General features: G+C 61.3%; 27 protein-coding genes and 1 pseudogene. 8 read left to right on the forward strand and 20 right to left on the reverse strand.

Going from position 1 to position 24,306, the window contains the following annotated elements:
- Positions 1-44: 44 nt before the first annotated feature.
- The 5 genes from IM739_RS07560 to IM739_RS07575 form a co-directional block, all read right to left on the reverse strand.
- Entirely contained in the window at positions 45-971 is a 927-nt protein-coding gene (locus IM739_RS07560; protein WP_237370570.1) for a pirin family protein, read from the reverse strand.
- Between the two features lie 108 nt (positions 972-1,079).
- Positions 1,080-1,271 (reverse strand): HepT-like ribonuclease domain-containing protein, encoded by a 192-nt coding sequence (locus IM739_RS24095; RefSeq protein WP_336886408.1) that lies wholly within the window; start codon positions 1,269-1,271, stop codon positions 1,080-1,082.
- Positions 1,272-1,446: 175 nt separating this feature from the next.
- Positions 1,447-1,758: a nucleotidyltransferase family protein gene (locus IM739_RS07565; protein ID WP_237370571.1), complete on the reverse strand. Its 312-nt coding sequence runs from the start codon at positions 1,756-1,758 to the stop codon at positions 1,447-1,449.
- A gap of 62 nt (positions 1,759-1,820) precedes the next feature.
- Positions 1,821-2,075 (reverse strand): exodeoxyribonuclease VII small subunit, encoded by a 255-nt coding sequence (locus IM739_RS07570; protein ID WP_007605460.1) that lies wholly within the window; start codon positions 2,073-2,075, stop codon positions 1,821-1,823.
- A gap of 2 nt (positions 2,076-2,077) precedes the next feature.
- Positions 2,078-3,013 carry a histone deacetylase family protein gene (locus IM739_RS07575; RefSeq protein ID WP_237370573.1) on the reverse strand — a complete coding sequence of 312 codons (936 nt, stop codon included), beginning with the start codon at positions 3,011-3,013 and terminating at the stop codon, positions 2,078-2,080.
- 190 nt (positions 3,014-3,203) lie between these two features.
- Between IM739_RS07575 and IM739_RS07580 the strand changes: the two genes are divergently transcribed.
- On the forward strand, positions 3,204-3,605 hold the full coding sequence (locus tag IM739_RS07580) for an acyl-CoA thioesterase (RefSeq protein ID WP_237370574.1): 402 nt from the start codon (positions 3,204-3,206) through the stop codon (positions 3,603-3,605).
- Between the two features lie 3 nt (positions 3,606-3,608).
- On the opposite strand, the gene IM739_RS07585 is transcribed toward IM739_RS07580, so the two are convergent.
- From IM739_RS07585 to IM739_RS07600, 4 genes are read right to left on the reverse strand one after another with little or no spacing between them, the layout of a single operon-like run.
- The gene (locus IM739_RS07585) at positions 3,609-4,493 is read right to left on the reverse strand and encodes an aminoglycoside phosphotransferase family protein (protein WP_237370575.1); all 885 of its coding nucleotides are present in this window, start codon (positions 4,491-4,493) and stop codon (positions 3,609-3,611) included.
- 54 nt (positions 4,494-4,547) lie between these two features.
- Positions 4,548-5,111: a biotin transporter BioY gene (locus tag IM739_RS07590; protein ID WP_237370576.1), complete on the reverse strand. Its 564-nt coding sequence runs from the start codon at positions 5,109-5,111 to the stop codon at positions 4,548-4,550.
- A gap of 29 nt (positions 5,112-5,140) precedes the next feature.
- Complete coding sequence (locus tag IM739_RS07595) at positions 5,141-5,743, reverse strand: energy-coupling factor transporter transmembrane component T family protein (RefSeq protein ID WP_237370577.1); 603 nt, start codon at positions 5,741-5,743, stop codon at positions 5,141-5,143.
- On the reverse strand, positions 5,740-6,420 hold the full coding sequence (locus IM739_RS07600; protein ID WP_237370578.1) for an energy-coupling factor ABC transporter ATP-binding protein: 681 nt from the start codon (positions 6,418-6,420) through the stop codon (positions 5,740-5,742). Before IM739_RS07600 ends, IM739_RS07595 begins: the two co-directional genes overlap by 4 nt.
- Positions 6,421-6,709: 289 nt before the next feature.
- Between IM739_RS07600 and IM739_RS07605 the strand changes: the two genes are divergently transcribed.
- The 4 genes from IM739_RS07605 (at position 6,710) to IM739_RS07620 (ending at position 9,622) form a co-directional block, all read left to right on the forward strand.
- Complete coding sequence (locus IM739_RS07605; protein ID WP_237370579.1) at positions 6,710-7,897, forward strand: winged helix-turn-helix domain-containing protein; 1,188 nt, start codon at positions 6,710-6,712, stop codon at positions 7,895-7,897.
- A gap of 78 nt (positions 7,898-7,975) precedes the next feature.
- Entirely contained in the window at positions 7,976-8,404 is a 429-nt protein-coding gene (locus IM739_RS07610) for a GNAT family N-acetyltransferase (RefSeq protein ID WP_237370580.1), read from the forward strand.
- Positions 8,405-8,476: 72 nt separating this feature from the next.
- Positions 8,477-8,911 (forward strand): antitoxin Xre-like helix-turn-helix domain-containing protein, encoded by a 435-nt coding sequence (locus IM739_RS07615; protein WP_237370581.1) that lies wholly within the window; start codon positions 8,477-8,479, stop codon positions 8,909-8,911.
- Complete coding sequence (locus IM739_RS07620) at positions 8,912-9,622, forward strand: RES family NAD+ phosphorylase (RefSeq protein WP_237370582.1); 711 nt, start codon at positions 8,912-8,914, stop codon at positions 9,620-9,622.
- Between the two features lie 145 nt (positions 9,623-9,767).
- On the opposite strand, the gene ribB is transcribed toward IM739_RS07620, so the two are convergent.
- The 3 genes from ribB to IM739_RS07635 all read right to left on the reverse strand — a co-directional run bounded on the left by ribB (position 9,768) and on the right by IM739_RS07635 (position 15,274).
- The gene (ribB, locus tag IM739_RS07625; RefSeq protein ID WP_237370583.1) at positions 9,768-10,868 is read right to left on the reverse strand and encodes a 3,4-dihydroxy-2-butanone-4-phosphate synthase; all 1,101 of its coding nucleotides are present in this window, start codon (positions 10,866-10,868) and stop codon (positions 9,768-9,770) included.
- A gap of 10 nt (positions 10,869-10,878) precedes the next feature.
- Positions 10,879-11,973: a chorismate synthase gene (gene aroC, locus IM739_RS07630; protein ID WP_237370584.1), complete on the reverse strand. Its 1,095-nt coding sequence runs from the start codon at positions 11,971-11,973 to the stop codon at positions 10,879-10,881.
- Between the two features lie 214 nt (positions 11,974-12,187).
- Entirely contained in the window at positions 12,188-15,274 is a 3,087-nt protein-coding gene (locus IM739_RS07635; protein WP_237370585.1) for a bifunctional diguanylate cyclase/phosphodiesterase, read from the reverse strand.
- A gap of 312 nt (positions 15,275-15,586) precedes the next feature.
- Here IM739_RS07635 and IM739_RS07640 point away from each other — a divergent pair, with 312 nt between their 5' ends.
- Positions 15,587-15,847, forward strand: a complete 261-nt coding sequence (locus IM739_RS07640; protein WP_007605441.1) for a DUF1344 domain-containing protein — start codon at positions 15,587-15,589, stop codon at positions 15,845-15,847.
- Between the two features lie 75 nt (positions 15,848-15,922).
- Here the strand turns inward: IM739_RS07640 and IM739_RS07645 are convergent, their stop codons facing one another.
- From IM739_RS07645 to IM739_RS07660, 4 genes are all read right to left on the reverse strand, one after another.
- Complete coding sequence (locus IM739_RS07645; RefSeq protein WP_237370586.1) at positions 15,923-16,513, reverse strand: histidine phosphatase family protein; 591 nt, start codon at positions 16,511-16,513, stop codon at positions 15,923-15,925.
- A gap of 18 nt (positions 16,514-16,531) precedes the next feature.
- Entirely contained in the window at positions 16,532-17,350 is an 819-nt protein-coding gene (fabI, locus tag IM739_RS07650) for an enoyl-ACP reductase FabI (RefSeq protein ID WP_237370587.1), read from the reverse strand.
- 323 nt (positions 17,351-17,673) lie between these two features.
- Entirely contained in the window at positions 17,674-18,993 is a 1,320-nt protein-coding gene (locus IM739_RS07655) for a DnaJ domain-containing protein (RefSeq protein ID WP_237370588.1), read from the reverse strand.
- A 217-nt stretch (positions 18,994-19,210) separates the two neighbouring features.
- Positions 19,211-19,669 carry an RT0821/Lpp0805 family surface protein gene (locus IM739_RS07660; protein ID WP_037074599.1) on the reverse strand — a complete coding sequence of 153 codons (459 nt, stop codon included), beginning with the start codon at positions 19,667-19,669 and terminating at the stop codon, positions 19,211-19,213.
- Positions 19,670-19,734: 65 nt separating this feature from the next.
- Here IM739_RS07660 and pdxH point away from each other — a divergent pair, with 65 nt between their 5' ends.
- Positions 19,735-20,355 carry a pyridoxamine 5'-phosphate oxidase gene (gene pdxH, locus IM739_RS07665; RefSeq protein WP_237370589.1) on the forward strand — a complete coding sequence of 207 codons (621 nt, stop codon included), beginning with the start codon at positions 19,735-19,737 and terminating at the stop codon, positions 20,353-20,355.
- 29 nt (positions 20,356-20,384) lie between these two features.
- On the opposite strand, the gene IM739_RS07670 is transcribed toward pdxH, so the two are convergent.
- Positions 20,385-21,443: a polysaccharide deacetylase family protein gene (locus IM739_RS07670; RefSeq protein ID WP_237370590.1), complete on the reverse strand. Its 1,059-nt coding sequence runs from the start codon at positions 21,441-21,443 to the stop codon at positions 20,385-20,387.
- A 325-nt stretch (positions 21,444-21,768) separates the two neighbouring features.
- Here IM739_RS07670 and IM739_RS07675 point away from each other — a divergent pair, with 325 nt between their 5' ends.
- The gene (locus IM739_RS07675; RefSeq protein ID WP_237370591.1) at positions 21,769-23,103 is read left to right on the forward strand and encodes a D-alanyl-D-alanine carboxypeptidase; all 1,335 of its coding nucleotides are present in this window, start codon (positions 21,769-21,771) and stop codon (positions 23,101-23,103) included.
- Positions 23,104-23,106: 3 nt separating this feature from the next.
- On the opposite strand, the pseudogene IM739_RS24125 reads toward IM739_RS07675, so the two are convergent.
- From IM739_RS24125 to IM739_RS07685, 3 genes and pseudogenes are all read right to left on the reverse strand, one after another.
- Positions 23,107-23,313, reverse strand: a pseudogene (locus tag IM739_RS24125) (type II toxin-antitoxin system RelE/ParE family toxin); the annotation flags it as partial.
- Positions 23,314-23,389: 76 nt separating this feature from the next.
- Positions 23,390-23,578: a hypothetical protein gene (locus tag IM739_RS07680; protein WP_237370592.1), complete on the reverse strand. Its 189-nt coding sequence runs from the start codon at positions 23,576-23,578 to the stop codon at positions 23,390-23,392.
- Between the two features lie 39 nt (positions 23,579-23,617).
- Positions 23,618-24,292, reverse strand: a complete 675-nt coding sequence (locus IM739_RS07685; RefSeq protein WP_237370593.1) for an HAD family hydrolase — start codon at positions 24,290-24,292, stop codon at positions 23,618-23,620.
- Positions 24,293-24,306 lie beyond the last annotated feature (14 nt).

The raw sequence follows: 24,306 nt of genomic DNA on the forward strand, positions 1-24,306 counted from the left end.
GGACGATCAGGGCAAATCTGCGGCACCAGTCACTTATATAGACATCAACGACCTTCCGGCAAAGGCACAAACTCTTCCTCATCACCGGGAACGATGTCGAAGCGCCCGGTTCTCCACTCTTCCTTGGCCTGTTCTATGCGTTCTTTCGAGGAGGAAACGAAGTTCCACCAGATGAATTTCTGCGAATCCATCGCCGCACCGCCGAACAGCATGACATGACAGCCCCGAGCGCCGCCGGTGAGTGTGATCTCGTCGCCGGCCCGGAACACCAGCAACTGGTCGGCAGCAAACCGGTCACCGGCGATCTCGATCTCGCCGGACAGGATGTAAAGCGCCCGTTCCTCCTGGCTTGCATCGAAGGGAAAGCGGGCTTGGGGCTGCAAGGTCAGGTCGACATAGAGCGTCTCTGAAAACGATGTGACCGGCGACGTTACGCCGCCCATCGATCCGATCACCACGCGCCCGGACGCGCCGCCGGCGTCAAACAGCGGCAGTGCGGTCTTCGCCGTATGGGCAAACGCCGGATCGATCTCTTCCATCTGCGCGGGCAGGGCAAGCCAGGTCTGCAGGCCTGAGATCGACAGCGGATGACCGCGCAGGTTCTCCGGCGTGCGCTCCGAATGCACGATGCCGCGGCCGGCCGTCATCAGGTTGATGTCGCCCGGCGTGATGACCAGTTCCGTGCCGAGGCTGTCGCGATGCTTGATCTCGCCGTCGAATAGATAGGTAACGGTCGAAAGCCCGATATGCGGATGCGGCCTGACATCCATGGCATCGCCTGCCTTCAGCACGGCCGGCCCCATGCGGTCGAAGAAGATGAACGGCCCGACCAGCCGTCGCCTCGCCGAAGGCAGCGCCCGGCGCACGGAAAAATTGCCGATGTCGCTGGATCGCGGAATGATCAGATGCTCGATGGCATCGCAGGCAAAGGCGTCGCCGGGGACGGGGTCGTTGCCGGGAAAGAAGGACATGGGTGCAGTCTCCGGTTTGTCGTTATCGGCACTGTAATCCGGGATTGTCGCCGCGCACAGTATCAATGGGCCCTCTGTGACGTCACGCAGCGTTCGATATTCGGGAGCTTAAACGTTAAGGCGCGAAAGCGTTTCCTGTTCTTCGGGATACATCGCCAGAAAGCCCTCGAGGTCTTGCAGCAGAGGCGGAAGGCGCAGAATAAGCGTCGCCCAGATGACCGAATCCAGAACGCCGTGATAATCATGCCTGAGCACATCACCGAGGTTTCGGATGGCAAGCCAATCATGAGCCGGGAACAACTATTCGGCTAGGCTGGCGAGCTTCACTGCCGCTTCCGAAATGCGGGAGAAACATCGTTCAGTGGCGTCGCGAGCCAAGCGGTTCTTCCTGTACGCATCGAAATCGATATTCGTCGTGCATTCCACGATCGCTCGGCTGTTTTCGACGATATCGCGCATACGGGTCAATGGGCGCTTAGTAGGCAATGGCGCGATCCCGTTCCATGGAACGCCGTACATTGTCCTTTTCGATCGATTCGGCGATCACATCGACATTTTGAAAACCCGTGATGGCAGTGATCTTTTGCTGAAGGACCGCCAGCGCGCTGAAGTATCCGAGACCGGACTCGGTCGCTGGTCGAGAAAGCTTGACCAGAATGTCGAGATCCGATTCTTCTGTTGCTTCGCCGCGCGCAACGGAACCGAAAACGGACACATGCTCAGCGCCCATCGCCGACAACTCGTCGCGATGCTCCCTCAGCTTGGCAATCACAAGGTCCTTGTCCATTGGGGCAATATACGGGAATTTCCCGTTCCGGTCGAGGTCCGGGCTGAGCGACTACCGTAAACTCACTGCCCGTCGAGCGGCTCCACTCCGGCCGGCTTACCGGCGCGATCGAGGCGGATCTTCTCTATGCGGTTTTCGGCGGCCGACAGCAGCGTCTCGCAATGCTTCTTCAACAGTTCGCCGCGCTCGTAGATGGCGATGGATTCGTCCAGCGCCACGTCGCCGCGTTCGAGCCGCGCCACGATACTTTCGAGTTCGGCAACTGCCTTTTCGAAGGAATAGCCGGTCAGGTCGGCAGGGGCAGCGGTGTCGGACATACTCAACCCTTCATCAGTCTGGCAATGTGCAGGCCGGCCGATTCGGCGAGCCCCTCCAGATCATAGCCGCCTTCGAGCAGGCTGACGACCCGGTTCTTGGCGAAGCGGTCGGCAACTTCGAGCAGGCGCCCGGTTGCCCAGTCGAAATCCTCGCCAACCAGGTTGATCTGTGCAAGCGGATCGCGATGATGCGCGTCGAAGCCGGCCGAGATCAGGATCAGGTCAGGCGAAAAATCATGCAGTGCCGTCAGCACGCGCGATTTGAATGCCTCGCGAAAATGGTCGGAGCCGACATTCGGCGAGAGTGGCGCGTTGACGATATTGTTCTTCGTGCCGGTCTCGTCCTTGGCGCCGCTGCCGGGATAAAGCGGCATCTGGTGGGTCGAGCAGAACAGCACGGACGGATCGTCCCAGAAAATGTCCTGCGTGCCATTGCCGTGATGCACGTCCCAGTCGACGATTGCCACACGCTCGACGCCATAGACCATCTGCGCATGACGCGCAGCGATGGCAATCGTGTTGAACAGGCAGAAGCCCATCGGCTTGGCCTTCTCGGCATGATGGCCTGGCGGGCGCCCGGCGACGAAGGCATTGTCCGCCTTGCCGGTCATCACGTCATCGACGGCCGAAAGCGCGCCGCCGATCGCGGTCAGCGCTACCTGCAGGCTTTTCGGCGAGGCATAGGTGTCTGCCTCGATCTGGTTGATCTCGCCGTCTTCCTCCGGGATATGGCGCATCACCGCAAACAGGTGCTCTTCCGGATGAGCCAGCGTTACCGCGTCCTCGTTGGCCTGTGTCGCCTCGATCCGCACCAGCCGTTCGAAATTCGGATGCTCCAGCGCGATGTTGAGCGAACGAAGCCGGTCGGCCCTCTCCGGGTGTCCCGGCGGCGTGTTGTGTTCGAGAAACAGCGGGTTCTCATAGAGATGGGTGGTCATGGCATCTTTCCTCGGTCGCGCCTGTACATAACGCGTGAGCGCGCCATCTTCCACCACAGTCAGGCGTTTTTGCCGTATTGCCGGCACACGGTGCAGTTTACCCTGTTTGGCGACGGTTGGCGGCCGGCCTTGTTATCTTTTAGCCAATGCCGTTAAATGTGCCAAAGCCATGGAAAGACAGGCCTTCTTCATGAATGAGATCGAACGGGTCGAGGTGAGCCAACTCGCCATCCCTTATCGCGACATCGGCATGTCGGGCGAAATGCAGGCGGCTGCCTATGTCACCCATGCAGAGGCTGCCCTCACGCATTTCTGGCGCTATCGTCCGCCGCTCGAAGACGAGCCGAACTACGGCATGTCCAAGCTCGAACTGCGGATGTATTTTCCGCTGCGTTTCGAGGACAAGGTCACGCTGACCGTCAAGATCGACAAGATCGGCGGCAAGTCGCTTGGCTTTGAGGTCCTGTTCGACAAGGACGGCCAGACGGCGGCCGAGGTCGACGTGATCTGGACGGCGCGGGATCCCGAGACCACTGAACCGGTGGCGCTTCCCGAAGATACGCGCGATTGGCTGTATCGCTACCTGAGGTGATTTTCAGAGCGGTTCGCTCAGGATGACGGCGAGAATTCGACGCTGCTCGTCGAGCGTAGGTGACCCGCTGCGGCGCATCTCAACCGTCGTGATCAAGGTCTTCCACAGCACCCAGCCTCTTGCCCGCTGCCACGTCGCCGCATCAAGTGGCAAGGCGGCGCGAAAGCGCGCTCTCGCCTCTCCATCGAGGAAGCTCCAGGCGAGTGCGAGATCGCAGGCGGGATCGCCGATGGCAGCCGTTCCGAAGTCGATCACGGCTGCAAGTTGCCCGTCCGCCACCAGCAAATTGCCGGGCGCGAGGTCGCCGTGAACCCAGAGCGGTGGCCGCTCCCACCGGCTTGAAATGGCTTCATTCCAGATCGCGGTTGCGGCCTTGCCATCGATCTCGTCCCCAAGCTCGGCGATCGCCGCCACAGTCTCGGCACCGTAGATGCCAAGGTCGCCGCCACGGTGGAAATTGTGCTGGCCGGCCGCTGGGCCGCCATTGGTGTCGGCCTGATGCAGGGTCTTGATGAAGCCGGAAAGGCGGTCGGCAAATCCGTTCATGTCCGCAATCGGTGCCGTCATGGCCGGTTCGCCCGTGATCCAGCCGTGGATGCCGAAGGCAAAAGGATATAGCGACGACGCCTTTCCCCGCGCGAGCACAGTCGGGATCGGCAGGGAAAGCTGCGGCGCCAGAACGGCAAGGATCGGTTGTTCCTTCGTCACTTGCGCCGCATAGGCCTCCGCACTGGGCAGCCGCACCGACATCGTTTCGCCGAGCCGGAAGGTCTGGTTGTCCCAGCCGCCGGGCGCCACTTTGCGCACCGGCAGGTCTGCCCATTGTGGAAACTGGTCGGCGACCAGAGCGCGGACCAGGGGCTCGCTTATGTCCAGCCGGTCACTCACGACAAGTGCTCCATCTGTGCCAATGCCGTTGGGCTGGCATTCTGATCCGTCTGCTCACGCGCTCCGGTGCAGGATCGGGTAGCCGACCATCACGGCGCGGCCGGCAAGGCCAGCCACGACCGCCTTCAAAAGGTCACCCGGGATAAAGGCGAGCGAGCCGTAGAAGGCTTTTTCAAAGCCGAGGCCGGCGCCGAAGGCGAGATAGCCGATGCCGAAGAGGTAAAGCACCAGGACGCCGCCGATAGCGGCGGCTGCGATGAAGCCGAGCGTCTGCTTGGTTGCGGCGAAGGTGTAGCCGGCAAAGCCTTCGGCGATCCTGCCGGTGACATAGGCGGCCGGCAGCCAGCCCAGCAGGAAGCCGACGGTCGGGCCGGCAAAGACGCCGAGGCCGCCGCGCCCGCCTGACAGCACCGGCAGGCCGATCGCAACCAGCAGGATGACCAGTGCCACCGCAAGCGTGCCGCGCTTTGCGCCGAGAACCACGCCGGCCAGCATGACGCCGAGAGACTGGGCGGTGATCGGTACCGGAATGAAGCCGAGCGTGATCGGCGGCACGGCGCCGAGCGCAACGATGATGGCGGCAAACAATGCGATAAGTACGAGGTCCCGTGTCTTCATGACATCCTCCTGATAAATCTGATCCTGCTTCACTGCCCGCGAATGCCGCGGGCGTCAATGGCGGCGGCGATGCTGTCCGCATCCTTCAGCGTCGCGATGATCAGCGGCGCGATGACGGTGCCGGCTCTCGGTTTCAACCCGCGCGCGCGATGAGCCTCCCGGATGGCGTCGTAGCGTGTCAGGATTTCCGGGATGAAGCGCATGACCAGCCCGACCGCAAGGCCGATATCGGCGGCCGTCAAGAGCCCCAGCCGTTCGAGCGGCATCGCGGCCCGTGTGATTACCGCCATGAAATCCGAAATGCTCGTCGTTACGGTCACGCTTGCGGCGAGCAGCATCAGCGCCGTCAGGCGAAGGCCGGTCACGCTCGCTTCCTCGACACCGTTGAAGACGAGATGCAGTCCGACCACGGCGAGGATGGTGGCGAGGATCGGCAGCAGCGGCCGGATGGCGACCCTGAGCGGCTGGCCGAGTCCAAGATAGATCGCCCAGGTCGCGAACATCGCGAGTGCCAATAGCGGGATCGAGCGTGTCAGGAAGAGAAGCACGGCGAATGCCATCAGACCGGCAAGCTTGGCCGATGCCGGCATCCGGTGCATCAGCGTTTGGCCCTCGTGATAGAGGCTTCTCATGCGCCGACGATCTCCAGATAGTGGGCCACGGCAGCCCCGCCCGGGCCGTCGAAGGCCAGTGATCCCTCATGGAAGACCAGGGCGCGCGGATAGTCAGCGATCAGGTCCAGGTCGTGCGTGATGACGATTGCCTGCTGGGCCAGGCCCTCGATCGCAGCCTTCACCATCGCCCTGTTCTTCAGGTCGAGCTGGTTGGTCGGCTCGTCGAACAGGATCAGCGCCGGCTCGGTCACCACGACGGCCGCAAGTGCCGCGAGTTGCAACTCGCCACCGGAAAGCTCGTGCGGCCGCCGGCTGGCCAGATGCGCAATGCCGAATTGCTCCAGCACGCGGTCAACCGCAGCCTCGAGCGCCGGGCCTTTCAGCCCCCGGCTTTTCGGCCCCATGGCGATGTCGTCGCGGATGATCGGCAGGATGATCTGGTTGGCCGGGTTCTGGAAGATGAAGCCGGCCTTCGCCATCACCGCCTTGTCGTCCTTCACCGTATCGAGGCCATCCAGCGTGACGGTCCCGGATGTCGGCTTGGCAAGGCCGTTGACCAGTCGGGCGAAACTCGTCTTGCCCGAACCGTTCAGCCCGATCACGCCGATCCGAGGCTCGCACAGCGATAGAGTGAGCGGCGCAAGTGCTGATTGTTCGCCGTAGCGCAGTTCGGTCTGGTCGAAACGGATATGCAAGGGCGAACGTCTCCTGATCCAAGCCGCTTCTATAGTCTGGGCACTTCCCAAGTTCCAGCCTGTCTCGTTCGACCTGAGTGCCCTTCTGATCCTTGCCCCTCACCCTGACCCTCTCCCCGCTGGCGGGGAGAGGGGACGGACACGTTTGCGATCGTCAACGGCATGTTCCCGAGTCCAAAGGCTGGCGGATGAGGGGCGGCGTAAGTGGTGTCTGTCGGTATTCCTACGCGATACAAATCTTTGCGAAACACGCATTGAACAAACCACGAACATTCGCTAGCCTCTGCCCATGGCGATTCCGATCTCAAATCCGCAGGCGCGGCGTATCTTCCTCGAGCGGCAGGGGCTTTCCCGTCCGCCACACAAGGCGCTCGGCCGGGAAGGTCTCTACGGGTTGATCCATGACCTGGGTTTCGTTCAGGTCGACAGCATCCAGGTCGTCGAGCGGGCCCATCACCAAATCCTGTTTTCCCGCAACCAGACCTACCGGCGCGAGGACCTGTCGCACCTGCTCGAAAGGGATCGCTCCCTGTTCGAGCACTGGACGCATGACGCCTCGATCATCCCGTCCGCCTTCTTCCCTTACTGGAAGCACCGCTTTCGCCGTCGCGAGGCGAAGATCCTCGAAAACTGGCGCAAATGGCAAGGCGAAGGTTTCGATCAGGCCTTCGAGGAGACCTATGAGCGGATCCGGTCCGGTGGCGCAATCCTGTCGCGCGACGTCAAGGCCGAGGATCACAAGTCCGGCGGCTGGTGGAACTGGCATCCCAATAAGACGGCGCTGGAATTCCTCTGGCATACCGGCAAGCTTTCGATCGCACGGCGCGAGAACTTCCAAAAGGTCTATGACCTGTCCGAGCGCGTGATCCCGGGCGAGCACCATGCCGGCGAGGTCGATCACGACAGCTTCGTCGACTGGGCCTGCCGGTCAGCCCTGACCCGCCTCGGCTTTGCCACGTCGGGCGAGATCGCAGCCTTTTTCGACATCATCACGCCCGATGAGGCCAAGGTCTGGGTCGCCGCCAATCGCGATGCGCTGGAGGAGGTCCTGATCGAGCCGGTCGATGGCAGACCGCGTCCGTCCTTCGCCTTGGCCGAAGGGCTGGAAATGCTGCTCGATGCGCCGGAACCGCCGGCACGCCTGCGTGTGCTCTCGCCCTTCGATCCGCTGATCCGCGACCGCAATCGCACCGAACGCCTGTTCGGTTTCTTCTACCGCATCGAGGTCTTCGTACCCGAACCCAAGCGGCAATATGGCTATTATGTCTTTCCGCTGCTCGAGGGTGACCGCCTGATCGGCCGTATCGACATGAAGGCCGACCGCAAGGCGGGTGTGCTCGACGTCAAGCGCCTGTGGCTGGAACAGGGTGTGCGCCCCTCCGCAGGACGTCTCGAGCGGTTGCAGGCGGAACTCGCGCGCCTTGCCCGTTTCACTGGCGTCGATCAGGTCAGCCTGCGGGACGGCTGGCTCGGCTGAGAGTTCAGCGTCGGCTGGTCCATATCCGGCGCTCCCGTCAAAGTCCAATCTCCATCGCAATCAGGAAAATATGCCGCAATGCCCGCCACTACTGACGCCTATCGCATCGAACCTGCCATCCCTGCTGTTGACGATTATCTTCGCCTGCGCACGGCGGCCGGCCTCAGCCCGTTTTCCAAAGAGGCGGCAACGCGCGGCCTCGCCGGCAGCGTGCATGGCGTCACCGTCCTCTTTGACGGCGCGGCCGTCGGCATGGGCCGCATCATCGGCGATGGCGGCTGCTTTTATCAGGTCACCGATATCGCCGTCCTGCCCGAGCATCAGGGCAAGGGGCTCGGAAAGCGCATCATGTCGGCACTGACCGGCTACATGAAGGCCCATCTACCGGCGACCGCCTATGTCAGCCTGATCGCCGATGTGCCGGCCAACAGGCTTTACGAGCAGTTCGGTTTCGTCGAGACGGCACCACGTTCGGTCGGCATGGCCATGAAGATCGGCCAAGACTGAAGCCTGGATCGAATGTTGTAAAATCCATCAAATGACATATATATTAATCGTCATTTGATGGAGAAAAACGCCATGCAGGCAATGCGCGACAGAACAGGGCCAAAGGCCGCCGCTAGGCCGCAGGGTTTTGCAGCCGAGACGGATCGCGACCGCCTGTCGAAGTCGGCGCTCAAGGCCTTTCGCCGCATCGTCGCCCATTGGGACCTCACCAGCCAGCAGGCGGCGGCTTTGCTTGGCGTTTCCATCAGCACCTGGGAAAGGCTGAAGCCGGAAAAGGCAGCGAAAACCCTGAGCCAGGACCAGATGACCCGCATTTCCGCCCTGACCGGCATCTACAAGGGCCTTCATCTGCTGTTTGCCGACAGCATGGCCGATCGCTGGCTGTCGCTGGAGAATTCCGGTCCCCTGTTCGATCGTCGTTCGCCGGTCGCGGCCATGATCGAGGGCGGCATCCCCCATATGCTGGAGGTCCGCCGCTACGTGGACGCGGTGCGCGGAGGGATGTGATTGAAGATCGACGGCGTACCGATCGCAACGATCGCCTATCCGAAGACCGTGCGGCTGGTCTCGACCGCGCGCCTGCGCGAGGCGGTTCTTTCCGCGCTTGTGGACGATGAAGCCGAGTTGGCGGAACTGGCCGAGATCGAGGCGGCCACCAGCAACAGGATCATCGCCGAGACGCGCGGCATCTCCGGGCTTGCCGCCAACGAACTGGTCTATGACGTGCCGCACGCGCATTTCATCAATGCCTGCTTCGCCTATGCCAAGCCGCGAGAGCCAAATCGTTTCAATGGCTCCGACCGTGGCGCCTGGTATTCGGCTTTGACCGTTGAAACCTGCCTTGCTGAAATCACCTTCCACATGACCGACTTTCTCGCCCGCGCCGGTGATTTCAATGCGGTCGTCGAATATGCCGAGATGTTTTGCAGCCTGTCGGGCGATTTCGCCGACCTGCGCGCGCTACCGGCACATCCCGCGCTTGATCCCGACAAGGCGCGCGGCTATCCGGCCGGCAATCTGCTTGCCGAAGGCACGCGCAGGGCAGGGGCGAACGGCGTCGTCTATCCCTCGGTGCGGTATCAAGGCGGCACCTGTTTTGCGGTCCTTCGCCCCGCCGCCGTCCAGTCCGTCCGCCAAGGCGATGTCTACCGGCTCGTCTGGTCCGGCAACCCGGCACCGACGCCAGAAGGCCCGATCACCTCTCCACCCTCCCCTTGAGGGGGCGGACCGAAGGTCCGGGGCGGGGTGACAGCTTGTGGAGACGCGGCGGATGCGGTGATGCCTGATGCGAAAGGTCACGGGTGACGCCTTGCTCCATCGCCCGTGATCACGGCCCGGTTTACCAAGCGGCGCCTGATAGTCCTCAGACGATCTCGGTCGCCGAGATCTTGATGCCGAAGCCTTCGAGCCCGACATAGTGACGCTCGCGCGACGACATCAGCTTGATCGAGGTGACGCCGAGGTCCTTCAGGATCTGCGCGCCGAGCCCGATTTCCAGCCACTCGTTTTCGCGCGCCTGGGCCTCCTGATGCGCCTCCCGGTCGTGCTTGCCGGTGCGCGCCGTTGTCGAGACGCCGACGCCGACCGAGCCCTCGCGCAGATAAACGATAACACCGCGGCCCTTTTCTGCGATCTTCCTCATGATGCCGTCGATCTGCCGGTCTGCACCGAAGACGTCGGCGCCGACATGCTCCAGATGCAGGCGCACCGGAATGTCCTCGCCGTCACGGATATCGCCGAAGACGACGGCCAGATGCTGCATCGGGTCCCAGGGCAGGGAGTAACTGTGACCCTTGGCGGTGCCATAGGGCGTCTGGATATCGAAGCTCGAATGCAGCTGGATCAGCGTTTCCTTGCGCTGGCGATAGGCGATCAGGTCGGCAACCGAAACCTGCTTCAGCCCATGCTGCTCGGCAAAGCTGGCCACCTGCGGCCCGCGCATCACCGTGCCGTCGTCATTGACCAGTTCGGAAATAACCCCGATCAGCGGCAGCGAGGCGAGCCGGCAGAGATCCACGGCCGCTTCCGTATGGCCGGACCGCATCAGCACGCCGCCTTCGCGCGCCACCAGCGGAAAGATATGGCCGGGCCGGACGAAATCGGCGGCACCGACATTCGGATTGGCCAGATTGCGCACGGTGAGCGTCCGGTCATCGGCCGAAATCCCGGTCGTTGTGCCGTGCTTGAAGTCGACCGAGACGGTAAAGGCCGTCGTATGGGCGCTGTCATTGTCGGCGACCATGGCCGAGAGATTGAGCCGCTTGGCCTCGTCCTTCGGCATGGGGGCGCAGACGATGCCGGAGGTATGGCGCACGATGAAGGCCATCTTTTCCGGCGTACAGTGAACCGCCGCCACGATCAGATCGCCTTCGTTCTCGCGTCCGTCATCGTCCATCACGACGACGATCTCGCCGGCTTCGAAGGCACGGATCGCGTCGACGACGCGCTTCTGGTCGTAGCTCATGGGTCTGGCCTCACTTGAGGCGGCCGGTCTGGCCGCGGTCCCTCAGAATATGATCGAGAATGGTGCAGGCGAGCATCGCTTCGCCGACAGGCACGGCGCGAATGCCGACGCAGGGGTCGTGCCGGCCCTTGGTGCGCACATCCACCTCATTGCCATCGGCATCGATCGAGCGGCGTTCGGTGAGAATGGAGGAGGTCGGCTTGATGGCAAAGCGCGCAACGATCGGCTCGCCGGTCGCAATCCCGCCCAGGACGCCACCGGCATGGTTGGACAGGAATACCGGCTTGCCGTCAGCCCCCATGCGCATCTCGTCGGCATTTTCCTCGCCGGTGATCTCGGCCGCCCCGAAGCCGTTGCCGATCTCCACGCCCTTGACGGCGTTGATCGACATCAGGTTGGCAGCGATATCCTGGTCGATCTTGCCATAGATCGGCGCGCCGATCCCGGCCGGAACGCCCTCTGCGACCACTTCGATGACCGCGCCGACGGAAGAGCCAGCCTTGCGGATGCCGTCGAGATAGTCTTCGAAGACCGGAACCATCGTGGCATCCGGGCAGAAGAACGGGTTCTGATCGACTTGCGCCCAATCCCAGTTGTCGCGATTGATTTTATGGGTGCCGATCTGGGTCAGCGCGCCACGGATCGTGACGCCGGGCATGGCAAGCCGTGCCAGCGCGCCGGCCGCCACGCGTGCCGCCGTCTCGCGGGCCGACGAGCGTCCACCGCCGCGATAGTCGCGGATACCGTATTTCAGGTCATAGGTGAAATCGGCATGGCCCGGACGATAGCGCTTGGCGATATCGCCATAGTCCTTCGAGCGCTGGTCGGTGTTTTCGATGAACAGCGACACCGGCGTGCCGGTGGTGATCATCGAGCCGTCTTCCTGCGGCATTACGCCGGAGAGAACCTTGACGATATCGTCCTCGCGCCGCTGGGTGACGAAGCGCGACTGGCCGGGCTTGCGCTTGTCCATGAAGACCTGAAGATCTTCCTGGCGGAAGCGCACGCCCGGAGGGCAGCCGTCGACGACCGCGCCGAGCGCCGGCCCGTGGCTTTCGCCCCAGGTGGTGACGCGGAAGAGATGACCAAAGGTATTATGCGACATGGGAGACGAACCATTACATTCTGATCGGCGAGGAAGTCGCGCCGGCGCGGGCCTTGCATGGCGTCACTCATAGAGCAATTTCGGGAAAGCTGTGAAGCGCTTTTCCTCTCCGGATCGCCCAAAAAGCGGACGAAACGTTTTCTTTGCCCGCTGCATCCGTGCGAATGCCGTTAGCAGTGGCATCCGGGACGGGTGGGCGTCGCCTCTCCCGTTGCTAGGAAGCCTGTCGCTGCGGCAGGCGGGTGACGAAGCGGCTGAAATCCTCGAAAGACAGCGGTTTGGCAAATGCGTAGCCCTGCAGGTAGTCGCAGCCGAGCTGGCGCAGCAATGCCGCATGTTCGTGGGTTTCCACCCCTTCCGCCACCGTCTCGATACCGAGGGAACCGGCGATCTCGACGATCGAGCGCACCAGGCTGCGTTCCTGCGGCTGTGTGGTGATCGGCATGACCAGCTGGCGATCGATCTTCAACCGCTTCGGCTTCAGCTTGAGCAAGCTGACGATCGAGGTGTGGCCGGTACCGAAATCATCGATTTCGATATCGATGCCGAGCGCCTTGATCCGGTCGATATTGCTTGTGGCGATGGTGTCGCTTTCGTCGAGGAAGATGGATTCGACCAGTTCGAAACAGATCGACCCCTGCGGCACATTCAGGCCTTCCAGCTGTTCGATCAGGTTTTCGTCATGCAGGCGCTTGGACGAGACGTTCACCGATATGCGTGGTACCTGCACACCAAGCGCCGTCCAGCGCATCTGGTCCTTCAGCGCCGTCTGCAGCACCAGCTGGTCGATGCGGGCCATGACGTTCAGGTCTTCGGCAACCTTGAGGAAGGCACCGGACGCCAGTACGCCACGATCGGGATGGCGCCAGCGTACCAGAGCCTCGGCGCCGCAAAGCTGCATGCTGTTGGTTTCGAACTGTGGCTGGTACCAGACGATGAATTCGTCGCGTTCAAGCCCGGTCAGCATGTCGTCGGCCATGCGCTTCTTGGCGATGATGTTCGCCTGCAGGTCCGGCGTGAAGAATTCGTAGCAGTTGCGACCCTTTTCCTTGGCCTGGTAGAGCGCGATATCCGCGTTGATCAGGACCTTGCGCGCATCGGGGGCCATGCCGACGGACTGGGCAATGCCGATCGAAACGCCGCAACGGCAGTCGAAGCCTTCGAAGTCGATCGGCTGGCGCATCTCCGTGATGATCCGGTTCGCCAGGTCGGTCAGCTCGTCCATCGTCGTCGCCCGCCGCGCCAGGATGACGAATTCGTCGCCGCCGATACGCGCGACCAGATCGCCGCGTGGCACATGCCGCATCAGTACGCGCGATGCATGCACGAGCATGGCGTCGCCCGCCGCATGACCAAGCGTGTCGTTGATTTCCTTGAAGCGATCGAGATCGAGATGCAGGATGGCAAACTTGTGCCGCTGGCTCTCGCCCTTGCGTGTCAGCGTGTCCAGTTCCAGATCGAGCTTGCGCCGGTTGGCAAGCGACGTCAGCGGGTCATGCAATGCATTGAACTCGATGCGGTTCTTGGCCAGCTCCAATTCGATATTGCGCATGTCCGCTTCTGCCTTCGCCGAGCGCAACTGCTCGGCCAGCAGCGAATCCGCTGTCACGTCGAAAGCGATGCCGATCAGCTTTTTCTTCCCGTCCCGGCCGAAATGCGCCTGTCCGACCGAGCGAATGTAGCGGACTTCGTTGTTCGGCAGGATGACCCGCTGAATGGTGTTGAGTGTCTGTTCGTTGGTCGTTGCCCGCTTGGTGGTGATCAGGATGTCGCCACGCTCGTCAGGATGCAGGCAGGCCATCCATTGATGTTCCGTCACCGGCTGTTCGCTGTAGGGCAGGCCGTAAAGCTGGTGCATGCGCTCGTCCCAGACGGCGGTGCGGCTGACCGGATCACCTTCCCAGATCCCACAGTTGTAGGATGCCAGCGCCAGGTCGAGCCTGTGCGACAGTTCCGCCAGCTGATGCTCGCGGCTGGACAACTCATCGAGCGCCAGTTCAAGCTCGGCATTCTTGATGTCGCTGGTTTCCTTGGCCTGGCTCAGAGACTGGGTCACCAGGGTATCGGTTGTCACGTCGCAGACGATGCCCGTCAGGCGCCGTTTGCCGCGTTCATTGATGGAGCTGGCTCCGGCCGAGCGCAGGTAGCGGCAGGTCCCGTCGGACAGCTCGATACGGTAGGTGACATCCCAGACCGTTTCCGTGCAGGCGATCACGCAGTCGAAGAACTGTTGCTCGGCCTTCTGCACATCGTCGGGATGGATGGTGGCGTACCAGTCGGCCAGGCGATCCTCGTTGTCCGTCTGGCTGACGGGAAGGCCATGCAGACCGGCGGAACGTTCGTCCCAATGTAGTCCATGGGTTTCTTCATCGATATCCCAGATGCCGATATTCGACGTTTCCATCGCCAGCTGGAAGCGGTGCGACAGGTCGATCAGTCTTTCCTCCCGACCTTGCAGCTGGCTGATATTGCGATTGCGCTCGCGCAGCAGGAAAAGCGCGAGCAGCACCGGCACCATCATCGCGGCAACGGTCGAAAGCACGATCATTCTGGTGGGCATCAGACGGCTCATGGCCGCATCCCAGCCCTCGGCCGGCGCGCCATAAAGCACGAAGGAGAGATCGTGATGGCTGAATTCCTGGGCGATCGGCAGCTCGTCGTGGATGTTGGCCGTGCCGAACAGCATTCTTCCGTCGGGTCCGGCGGTCGCGATCGCCAGATGCAGCCGGTCAAGGCCGTGATCGGGATCTGCAGGAGAGGCGGAGCCATCGGCAGCCGAGAGATCCGAAAGCCCCGCGGCGTCGAAGATCCTGTTGATGTCCAATGAGACGGTCATCAGTTTCCACGCCTTGGTCGTCTCCCAGCTCGGCGGCGGCACCGGAATGCTCAGTTCAACGGTATTGTGCGCAAGCGACAGCTTCGGCTGGAACGCCATCCTGTGGATATCATTCAACGGAACGAAGGCAACGGTAGTGATATGCGGGTCGCGCGAGACGATCTTGTTGATCGTGCGGTTCAGCTCTGTCGGTGACAGCATGGGATCGTCGGCTATATCGTCCGCGATCGCCAGAGCATTGGCGACATCGAGATTGAGCCGGTTGCGAATCGATACCTGTGCATGCCGAAGGGCATCAGCGACTTCATGCTCGACGCGTTGCTGTTCGTATTGTGCAGAACTGCGGTCGATCATCACGCCGGCGCCGATGATCACCGTGCTGATCACGCCACCCAAGACGAGCCATAGAACGCCTTTGCTCCACCCTTCGCCGTCTTGGCGCTGTCCTGCATCGAAGATACGCAACTGTAAAATTCCCGTCACCCCAAGTTACGGGAAGTCTATAGGCGGCGGGTTAATTTAGCCTTGCCCGAACAAAACAGCAGCGCATCTAACCCATGGTTCCGTTTGACCATTTTTGACTTTCTCAGCGTTCGGCGGGAAATCTTGTGCGAGATTGCCGACCAGCCGCGAATATCAAAGTGGGGAGGGTTGATCCCCGCCCTCGTTACGGTCCACAATCTTTGCGAAAAGGTCACATCTACGGGCGAATTTTGCCACATTCGGGAGGCTATTTTGAAGCATATATTTTTAGTCGTTTGGTCGAGGGTGGTCCGCATGCGCATCGTCATTTCTGTCTTGCTTGCTACGGCAAGCTTTTTGTCTCCTCTCTCTGCCTTTGCCGGCAGTGATGACGTCGAGGCAACCATCGAGGCGGTCAACGTCGACAGCATGAGTCTCGTGCTCGACGACGGCAAGACCTATACCGTGCCGGCGGAGTTCAATTTCGACGGTCTGGAAAGCGGACAGAAGGTCATCGTGTTCTACACGGAAGTCGACGGCAAGCGTGTCGTGGACGATCTCGAAGTCATCCAGTAAACCGGCTGAATATGGTGCGACGGCGGAGACCCCGGACCGGTTTCCGCCGTTTTCTATTTGTACATTCCTGTTGTTTTACATCCAGCCTATGACGCCGGCATCGCGGTCGATCTTCAGGATCCGATCCTGCGGAATATTGATCTCGCAGGCCTCGTCCTCGTCCATGCCGCCAATCAGGCGGAAGCAGCTGCGAATGACGCCGCCATGGCTGACGCAGACCGTCGGCTGCTCCACCGAGTTCAGCCAGGCGCCGATGCGCCAGGACAGGATCTCGTAGCTTTCGGCATCCTGTCCGGGCGGAATGAATCCCCATTTGCGCCGGGCGCGTTCCTTGACCCGTTCCGGCGCGGCTTTTGCCAGCTCGGCCAGCGTGAAGCCCTCCCAGTCGCCGAAGGACAGTTCCTTCAGGCGCTCGTCGAGCCGATAGGCGAGGGGGTCCAGTCCCATCTCGCTGCGCATGCGTTCCATAGTTTCGCGCGTGCGCCTGAGCGGCGAGGCGACAAAATCGAACCGGCCGACGGTATCGCCCAGTACATGCGCCAGCATTTCGCCGTTGCGCATGGCCTGGCCGCGGCCGGTCGCATTGAGGTCAATGTCCTTTTGACCCTGCATCCGGCCTTCGGCGTTCCAGTCGGTCTGGCCGTGTCGGATCATGTAGATGAGCACGGCGTCAGACCCCTGAACTTAGTCCTTGGCGACCGAGATATCCGGCGCGTCGACGGCCTTCATGCCGACCGTGTGGTAACCACAGTCGACGTGATGGACTTCTCCGGAAACGCCGGTCGACAGATCCGACAGCAGATACATGCCGGAGGTGCCGACTTCATCGGTTGTGACATTGCGCTTCAGCGGCGAGTTATACTCGTTCCACTTGAGGATATAGCGGAAATCGCCGATGCCCGAAGCGGCCAGCGTCTTGATCGGACCGGCCGAGATGGCGTTGACGCGAATGCCGCGGCCGCCCATGTCGACGGCGAGGTAGCGCACCGAGGCCTCGAGCGCGGCCTTGGCAACACCCATGACATTGTAATGCGGCATGACCTTCTCGGCGCCATAGTAGGTCAGTGTCAGCAGCGAGCCGCCGTCGTTCATGATCTTTTCGGCGCGGGCGGCGACTGCCGTGAACGAATAGACGGAAATGTCCATCGTCTTGGTGAAGTTGTCGCGGGTCGTCTCGATGTAGCGGCCGGTCAACTCGTCCTTGTCGGAAAACGCGATCGCGTGCACGACGAAGTCGATCTTGCCCCACTTGGCTTCGAGATTGTTGAAGACGGCATCGATGCTGTCGAGATTGGTGACGTCGCAATCGCCGGCCAGAAAGGCGTCGAGCTCTTGCGCCAGAGGTTCGACACGCTTCTTCAGTGCATCGCCCTGCCATGTAAATGCGATCTCAGCGCCCTGGTCGTGACAGGCTTTGGCAATGCCCCATGCGATGGAGCGATTGTTTGCAACGCCCATGATGACGCCGCGCTTGCCTGCCATAAGGCCGGAACCTTGAGCCATGTTGTGATCCCCTGATACTTTCGATGGACTGCCTATGGCATAGGCCGTTCCGGCGTACAAGATTGAACCGGATCATCAACTGTTAGGTAGCGTAACAAAGGGTGTGTTCATGAAAAAACGACCATAACACAGCGTGAAAGCTGCGTTTATGGCCAATTGGGACCGTTATTCTGTTGGGGTTCGCGCGCATGGTTGGCAGAGATCCGGCCATGGAATTTCACAGGATGCGTCGGGACCGGCGATCGCCAGCCATCAGTCGCGCCGGCTGGCCGGAAGATGATCGCGGACAATAACCGCCCGCAGGCGACGCGCGGTCGGGTGCTTCAGAGATAGAGCCCTTCGCGCATCAGCCGCATCAGGTCCGTCACCTTTTCGTCCGGCTTTTCCCACAGCATGACACGCAGCTCGACCAGCAGCGCGCCGCGTTCGCCGGCGCCGTCCGGCAAACCAAGCCCATCGATGCGGATCACCTGATCCGAGTTCGACCAGGCAGGAACGGTGACTTTCACCATGCCCTCTGGGCCTTCGACTTCGACATCGCAGCCGAGCACGGCATTTTCGAGCGTGATCGGCAGGACGGTACGAATGTCATAGGCATCGACGAGGAATTTCTCGGTGCGCACCACCTTGATGGTGACGGCGACATCGCCGCGCTGCATGCCCTGGAATTTCAAACCCTGCGCCTTCAGGCGAACGACATGACCATCGGTCACACCGTCGAGGGGTACACGCACTTCACGGCCATCATTGAGCGTGATCGGTACGGATTTCTGTTCGAGCAGGTCGCTGATCGCGACAACAGCTTCGGAAAAGACATCCGGTGCTTTTTCCGGCGGTGGCGGCGGAACGCCGCGGATGCGACGCACCAGCGAGCTGATCAGTTCGATAGGCGCCAGCAGCGGTGAGCTGGGCGCACGAAGCGGCGCACCTTCGTTCAGCTCGGCCGCTTCCGCGTCTCGTTTCAGGTTTTCAGCCGCAGCCGCGGCTTCGGGGCTCTCGCCGAAAATTCGACTGACCAGATCCTCCGGGCCCTCGGGCTTGCCGGATTGCGCGCTGGCGCTGCCGGCCTTCTTGTCCTGTTGGCCGGCACCGGCCGTTGACTGTGTTTGCTGGGACGTATGGGCGCTTTGGCCTTGGCTAGCGTCTGTCTGTTCAGCCTTCGTATTTGCCTGAGCCTGAGCCTGAGCCTGAGCCGACTGCGCTTGCGCCGTCTGGGCCTGCGCCTGGGTTTTCTGGGCGTGTGCCTGAGCAGCCTTGGCCGCTTGGGCCGCCTGCGCCGCAGCCGTGTCGGCCTTTGCCTTTGCGGCCTCGGCCTGGGCAAGTTCGGCCAGGATGCGCTCGGCATTGGCCTTGGCCTGCTTTGCTTTTTCGGCAGCTTCGCGCGCCGACTGGCGCTGCTGCATGATCGTCTGCTCGCGTTCCATCGCCTCGACCTTCACGCGTTGCTGGTCATATCGGTTGCGTTTTGCGGGATCTTTCAGGACTTCGTAGGCACGGCCGATTTCGGCAAAACGGTTATTGGCGTGCGGATCGTCGCGGTTCTGATCGGGATGCACGCTTTTCGCCTTGGAGCGCCAAGCCGCCTTGATCTCGTCTGCGCCCGCATCGCGCTTAACGCCGAGGACTGAATAAAAATCTCGCATCAACGCCACCAACATCAATCGACCAGATGCGCATCCGGATCATGGAGCGGTCACTGGCGAATACTCAAAGCCGTCCCGCGAAATTGTCATGCGGTCTCGGCGTTACAATGTCTGGAGAGGTTCGCACGCAAGGAGCTAATTGAATCTTACGGGTCAGAAGCTGCGGCGGGGTGTTTCTTCTTGTTTGCTTAAGCAAACGTTTCAAATCCGAACGAAATCAGGATTGACGGTCGAAACTCAGCAGCTGCCAGTTGCCGGAGCCGGATGTGCAGGTCTTGCCGGAGAAATAGGCGATGCCTTCATAGGAGTGGCGCGTCGTCGAAAAGTTGCGGCAGATGACGCCTTGGCCTTTTTCTTCCTGGATCGCGGTGACGACGCCGGCGCTGCCGGTCGTAGCATTGGCCCAGGGCAAGGGTTTGCCTTCGGTCTTCGACAGGTCTGCCGACGACACGGCGCTCTGCACGGTCAGTTCGTCGGACCCGTTTCCGGATGCGCGGCCCTTGGAGATGGTATTGGTCGAGATCGAGCTATCGACTGTGTCGGAACCGAAGAGGTCCATGCTGCCGCCGAAGCATCCGCTGAGCGGAAGTGTCGCAGCAAGAGCGAGAAGGATCTTGCGTTTGCTCATGCACCTACCCTTTGTACGCTCGACCGACTTTGCTATGTCTACTTCCAAATGGGGTCCCGTCCAATATCGTGTTCTGGACACCTATCATGAAGGTCAGGAGCATTTGAGGCAATATGTCGGATATCGGGTTAACAAGTGGTGACTTTACTGAAGAGAGTGAACCCTTCGCCCTGTTTGGCGCCTGGTTGCAGGATGCCACGGCGTCAGAACTCAACGATCCCAATGCGGTAGCGCTCGCGACCGTGGATGCGGATGGTCTTCCGAATGTCAGGATGGTTCTTCTCAAGGGTTTTGATAGCCGCGGATTCGTATTCTATACCAATTTTGAGAGCCAGAAAGGACAGGAAATTCTCGGCCAGAAAAAGGCGGCAATGTGTTTTCATTGGAAATCCCTGCGCCGGCAGGTGCGTCTGCGTGGAGCCGTTGAGATCGTCTCAGATGCCGAGGCGGATGAATATTACGCCTCCCGGCCTCTCGGCAGCCGTATCGGTGCCTGGGCCTCGAAGCAGTCGCGCCCGTTGGAAGGCCGCTTTGCACTGGAGAAATCGGTCGCCGAATACACTGCCCGCTACGCGCTCGGCAACGTGCCGCGCCCGCCCCATTGGTCGGGTTTCCGCATCGTGCCGCAATCGATCGAATTCTGGCACGACCGCAAGTTCCGCCTGCATGATCGCATCGAGTTCCGTCGCGAGACACCCGCAAGTGCCTGGTCAAAGGTCCGCATGTATCCGTGACCTGTTTGTATAAGGTACGGTCGCGGACGTCAGCAGCCGCCATAGGCGAGTTTGGTTGGAATGCCGGACGTCAGTGCGGTGACATAGCGGGGCTTCTGATAAAAGCCGTTGAGCGACAGGCGCGGCAGGCTCTGCGGCGCTGACATGGCATTGCAGCAAAGCGTTGCCGGTCGTGTCGTCACCGACAATTTGAAGCCGGCCCAGTCGGCAAGCGCTGCGGTTTTCGGCGTGGCGCTACGTGTGTCGCCATAGGGATAGGCGAATGTCGTCGGCCGGGAGCCGGAAAGCGTTGCCACATAGTCGGCGCTCTGGTTGAGTTCGTCGAGCACCACGTCGTCCGCCAGGAAGCCAAGGCCGCGATGGCTGACCGTATGCGCGCCAAGAGAGACCAGTGGATGTCCTGTCGCCAGGGCACGCAGTTCGTCCGCATTCATCACCGTATCCGCGACGATCGCATGCGGGTCTATTCCGGCACTCTGCGCCGTGGCGTTCAGTCTTTCGATAGCGCTTGTCTCATCGCCGACGAAGATCTGTTTGCACACATGGTCGAAAGCACCAAGCTTTCCCGAAAGCGTGCGCGTGTCGAAAGCGATCGCGCCGCCGCCGAAATCGAGGGTAACTTGGTCCTGCGCGCCGATCAGCGCGGCGGCAGTCTCCCACCACATCGTATGGCTGCGCTCGGAAAGGCCCTTGCAGACGAAGATCGTGCAGGGCACGCCATGCCGCTCGAAAATCGGCACGGCATGTTCGGCATTGTTGCGGAAACCGTCATCCAGGGTAAAGACCACGAAGGGCGCCGACTTGTCGCCCTCTGCCATCAGCATGGGCACATCAGCCAGTCGAGCAAAGCGAAATCCGGCGGCTTTCAGCTGCAGAATTGTCCTTTCCAGGAATTCGGGCGTGATTTCCAGGTGACGATTGGGTGCAAACGCAGCCGGCCTGAATGGCTGGACATGGTGCAATGTCAGGATCATCCCGCGGCCGCGTGCCGACGCAAGAACGCCAAGCTTCGCCAGACCGTGAGCAACCTCCAGCCCGCCAGTGATTGCCAGCCGTCGCAGCAGCCGTTTGAAATCCGCCTTCGTCATGACACCGCGCGGGATTTCGCCGCCCCGCTCTCCTCAAAGCGGCAGACTATGCGGACACAGGTTAAGCTTCGCTCAATGATGCAATGAAACATGTAGCAATTGAGAAGACACGGCTGATCTTGCGGCAGGGCGTCATCTTGCCCTGTGACATTAACATGACGGTAACCATAAAAGTTGCAACTCTTGGGGACGATTGGTTTCACATGATCCCGCTTGGCTGATTGTCGCCCCATTCTTGCCCTAAGCGCACTCCCGCGTCCGGTGCGTTGCGGGAATCAGTTTTGCCGGAACAGTCATCCAGATCCAGGCGGCTATTGGAGTTTTCATGAGCAAGTTAATGATCGTACTGTCGTTTTGCGTGGCGGTCTTTTCACTTTCGACGACGGCTCATGCAGGCAGTGCCCAATTCTTGCTTGATGCCCGTACTGGCGAAGTTCTTGCCTCAGAAAACCCCGATACCCTCAATCACCCCGCATCCTTGACCAAGATGATGACCATCTACATGGCGCTTGATGCGATCCGCGCCGGCAAACTCAGCTGGGACAGCCCGGTTCCCTTCTCGAAATACGCAGCCGCCCGCCCGCCGACCAAGCTGCGCGTCAAGGCCGGTGACAAGATCACCGTCAAGGAAGCGGTTCTGTCGCTGATCATCGTGTCGGCCAATGATTCCGCGGCAGCACTTGGCGAAAAGCTGGGCGGTTCCGAGGAAGCTTTCGCCGGGATGATGACCCGCAAGGCCCGTGCGCTCGGCATGATGAACACCACGTTCTTCAATGCATCCGGCCTGCCGCACGACCAGCAGTTCACCACGGCGCGCGACATGTCGACGCTCGGCATCGCGCTGATGCGTGACTTTCCTGAAGACTACAAGCTGTTTGCCACCAAGAGCTTCACCTTCCGGGGGCGCACGATCAATGGCCACAACAATCTGATGTATCGTTACAAGGGCATGGACGGCATCAAGACCGGCTATACCAATGCCTCCGGCTACAATCTGGTGAGCGCCGTCGAGGACGATGGCCGCCGGGTCATCGGCGTCGTTATGGGTGGCCGCACGGCCGCAAGCCGCGACAAAGTCATGGAAAAGCTGATCACGGCCAATATCCGCAAGGCTTCCACCGGCAGCAAGCTGCTGGTCAGCCGCTCGACCGGCGTGCAGATGGATATCGCCCGCCTGGATGGCGCCGTGCCTGTTCCGGCCCCGCGCGCGTCGGCAGTTGCTGCCGTCGAAAGCATGGCGGGTGCCTCCGCGGCGCCGGCCTCGACCGCGACGGCCTATGCCGGCGGCAGTATCGCCTCCGTAGACCAGCCGTTTGCCGCGCCCGTACCGCGCGCAAACATTGCGTCGGCTCGCGTGGCAACGCAGGGCGGTTCCCAGGCATCGAGCCCGTCGACGAGCGCGAAGGATCGCAAATGGCAGATCCAGATTGCCGCCGCGACCAGCGCCCAGGCCGCCATGGATATGCTGTCGGATGCCCGCAGCAAGATCGGCCAGCCGCTTCAGGGCCTCGATACCTATACCGAAATGGTCACGCGCAATGGCACGACATTCTACCGCGCCCGCTTCACCGGCTTTGTCACCAAGGACGAAGCCCGCGCGGCCTGCGACATGCTGGTGCAGAACCGCTACGACTGTGTGTTGATGCCCGCCCGCGGGTGAGGGTTAGTCGGAAGTATTGGGCCATCTTTGTGCGGCGTGCAGGATGGTGATGATCTCCACCCGCGAGTTCGCGACACTGTAGATGACGATGTATGGCGTTCCGGATACGATCAACTCGCGGGTACCTTCGACGCGCCCTGACCGCCCCACATTGGGGTGATAGGCAAGGAAACTCGTCGCTTCACCAATTCGGCGAAAGATCTTCTCTGCGGATTTGGGGCTGTCTTAGCCTATACATGTACCGATATCCTCAAAATCTTGAGCTGCGTCATCGGTCCACAGGATCTCAGCCATTTGGGACGAATTTTGCTACGATTACCTTGATGCGGTCGGGACTTGCAAAACGCCCTTCATCGGCAGCTTTCAGGCCACGTCTGATTTTCTTCTTCTGCCATTCTTCCAGCGCCGCGTCCGGATTATCGTCCGTCGGAAACGTCAGGTCATCGAAGGGTAGGGGTTTCGGCTTTTCGTTCATCCTTTGATCATCGCACATTCCACCCGAACCGCAAGCGCCTCAGGCCCTTGCCTCATGCCGTCCCTCGAAGAAGGCGAGGCATTCCAGCAGGCTCTCCGCCACATGGGCGCAGAGGCCGGCGATCTCGTCCGTCGGCGCCAGCAGGTCCGGCACCATCACGGCCATCATGCCGGCGGATGATGCCGAGCGGATGCCGTTGTGCGAATCCTCCAGCGCCAGGCACTCTGCGGTTGCAATGCCAAGCCTGTCCGCTGCCACCAGATAGGGGTCCGGCGCCGGTTTGCCACGCTTGTAGTCGCCCTGCGCCACCACTGTATCGAAGCGGCGGATCAGGTCGAAATCGGCCAGGTGGTGCTCGACCTGATGATGGGCCGAGGACGTGGCGATGGCACGCGGGAGCCCGAGCCGATCGAGCAGATCCAGCAGTTCGACGACGCCGGGCTTGAGGCGCAGTTCCTGCGCCATCAGGCGGTTGAAGTGTGAAAGCCAGATGGGGCGGAAACTCTCGGCATCGAACTCGGCGCCATAGTGCGCCATCAGCAGTTGCGCGTTGCCCGACCAGGGTTGTCCGAGCATGCCATCGTAGAGCGAGGTGGTCATCGACAGGCCGCGTTCCGCGCCGGCTGCCATCAGCGCGTTGCGATAGTGGATTTCGCTGTCGATCAGCAACCCGTCCATGTCGAAGATCACGGCTTTTGGTGGGCGTGGCAGCATGATGCGCGGATTGC

The sequence above is a fragment of the Rhizobium sp. SL42 genome (genome assembly GCF_021729845.1).
Taxonomy (GTDB): Bacteria; Pseudomonadota; Alphaproteobacteria; order Rhizobiales; family Rhizobiaceae; genus Allorhizobium.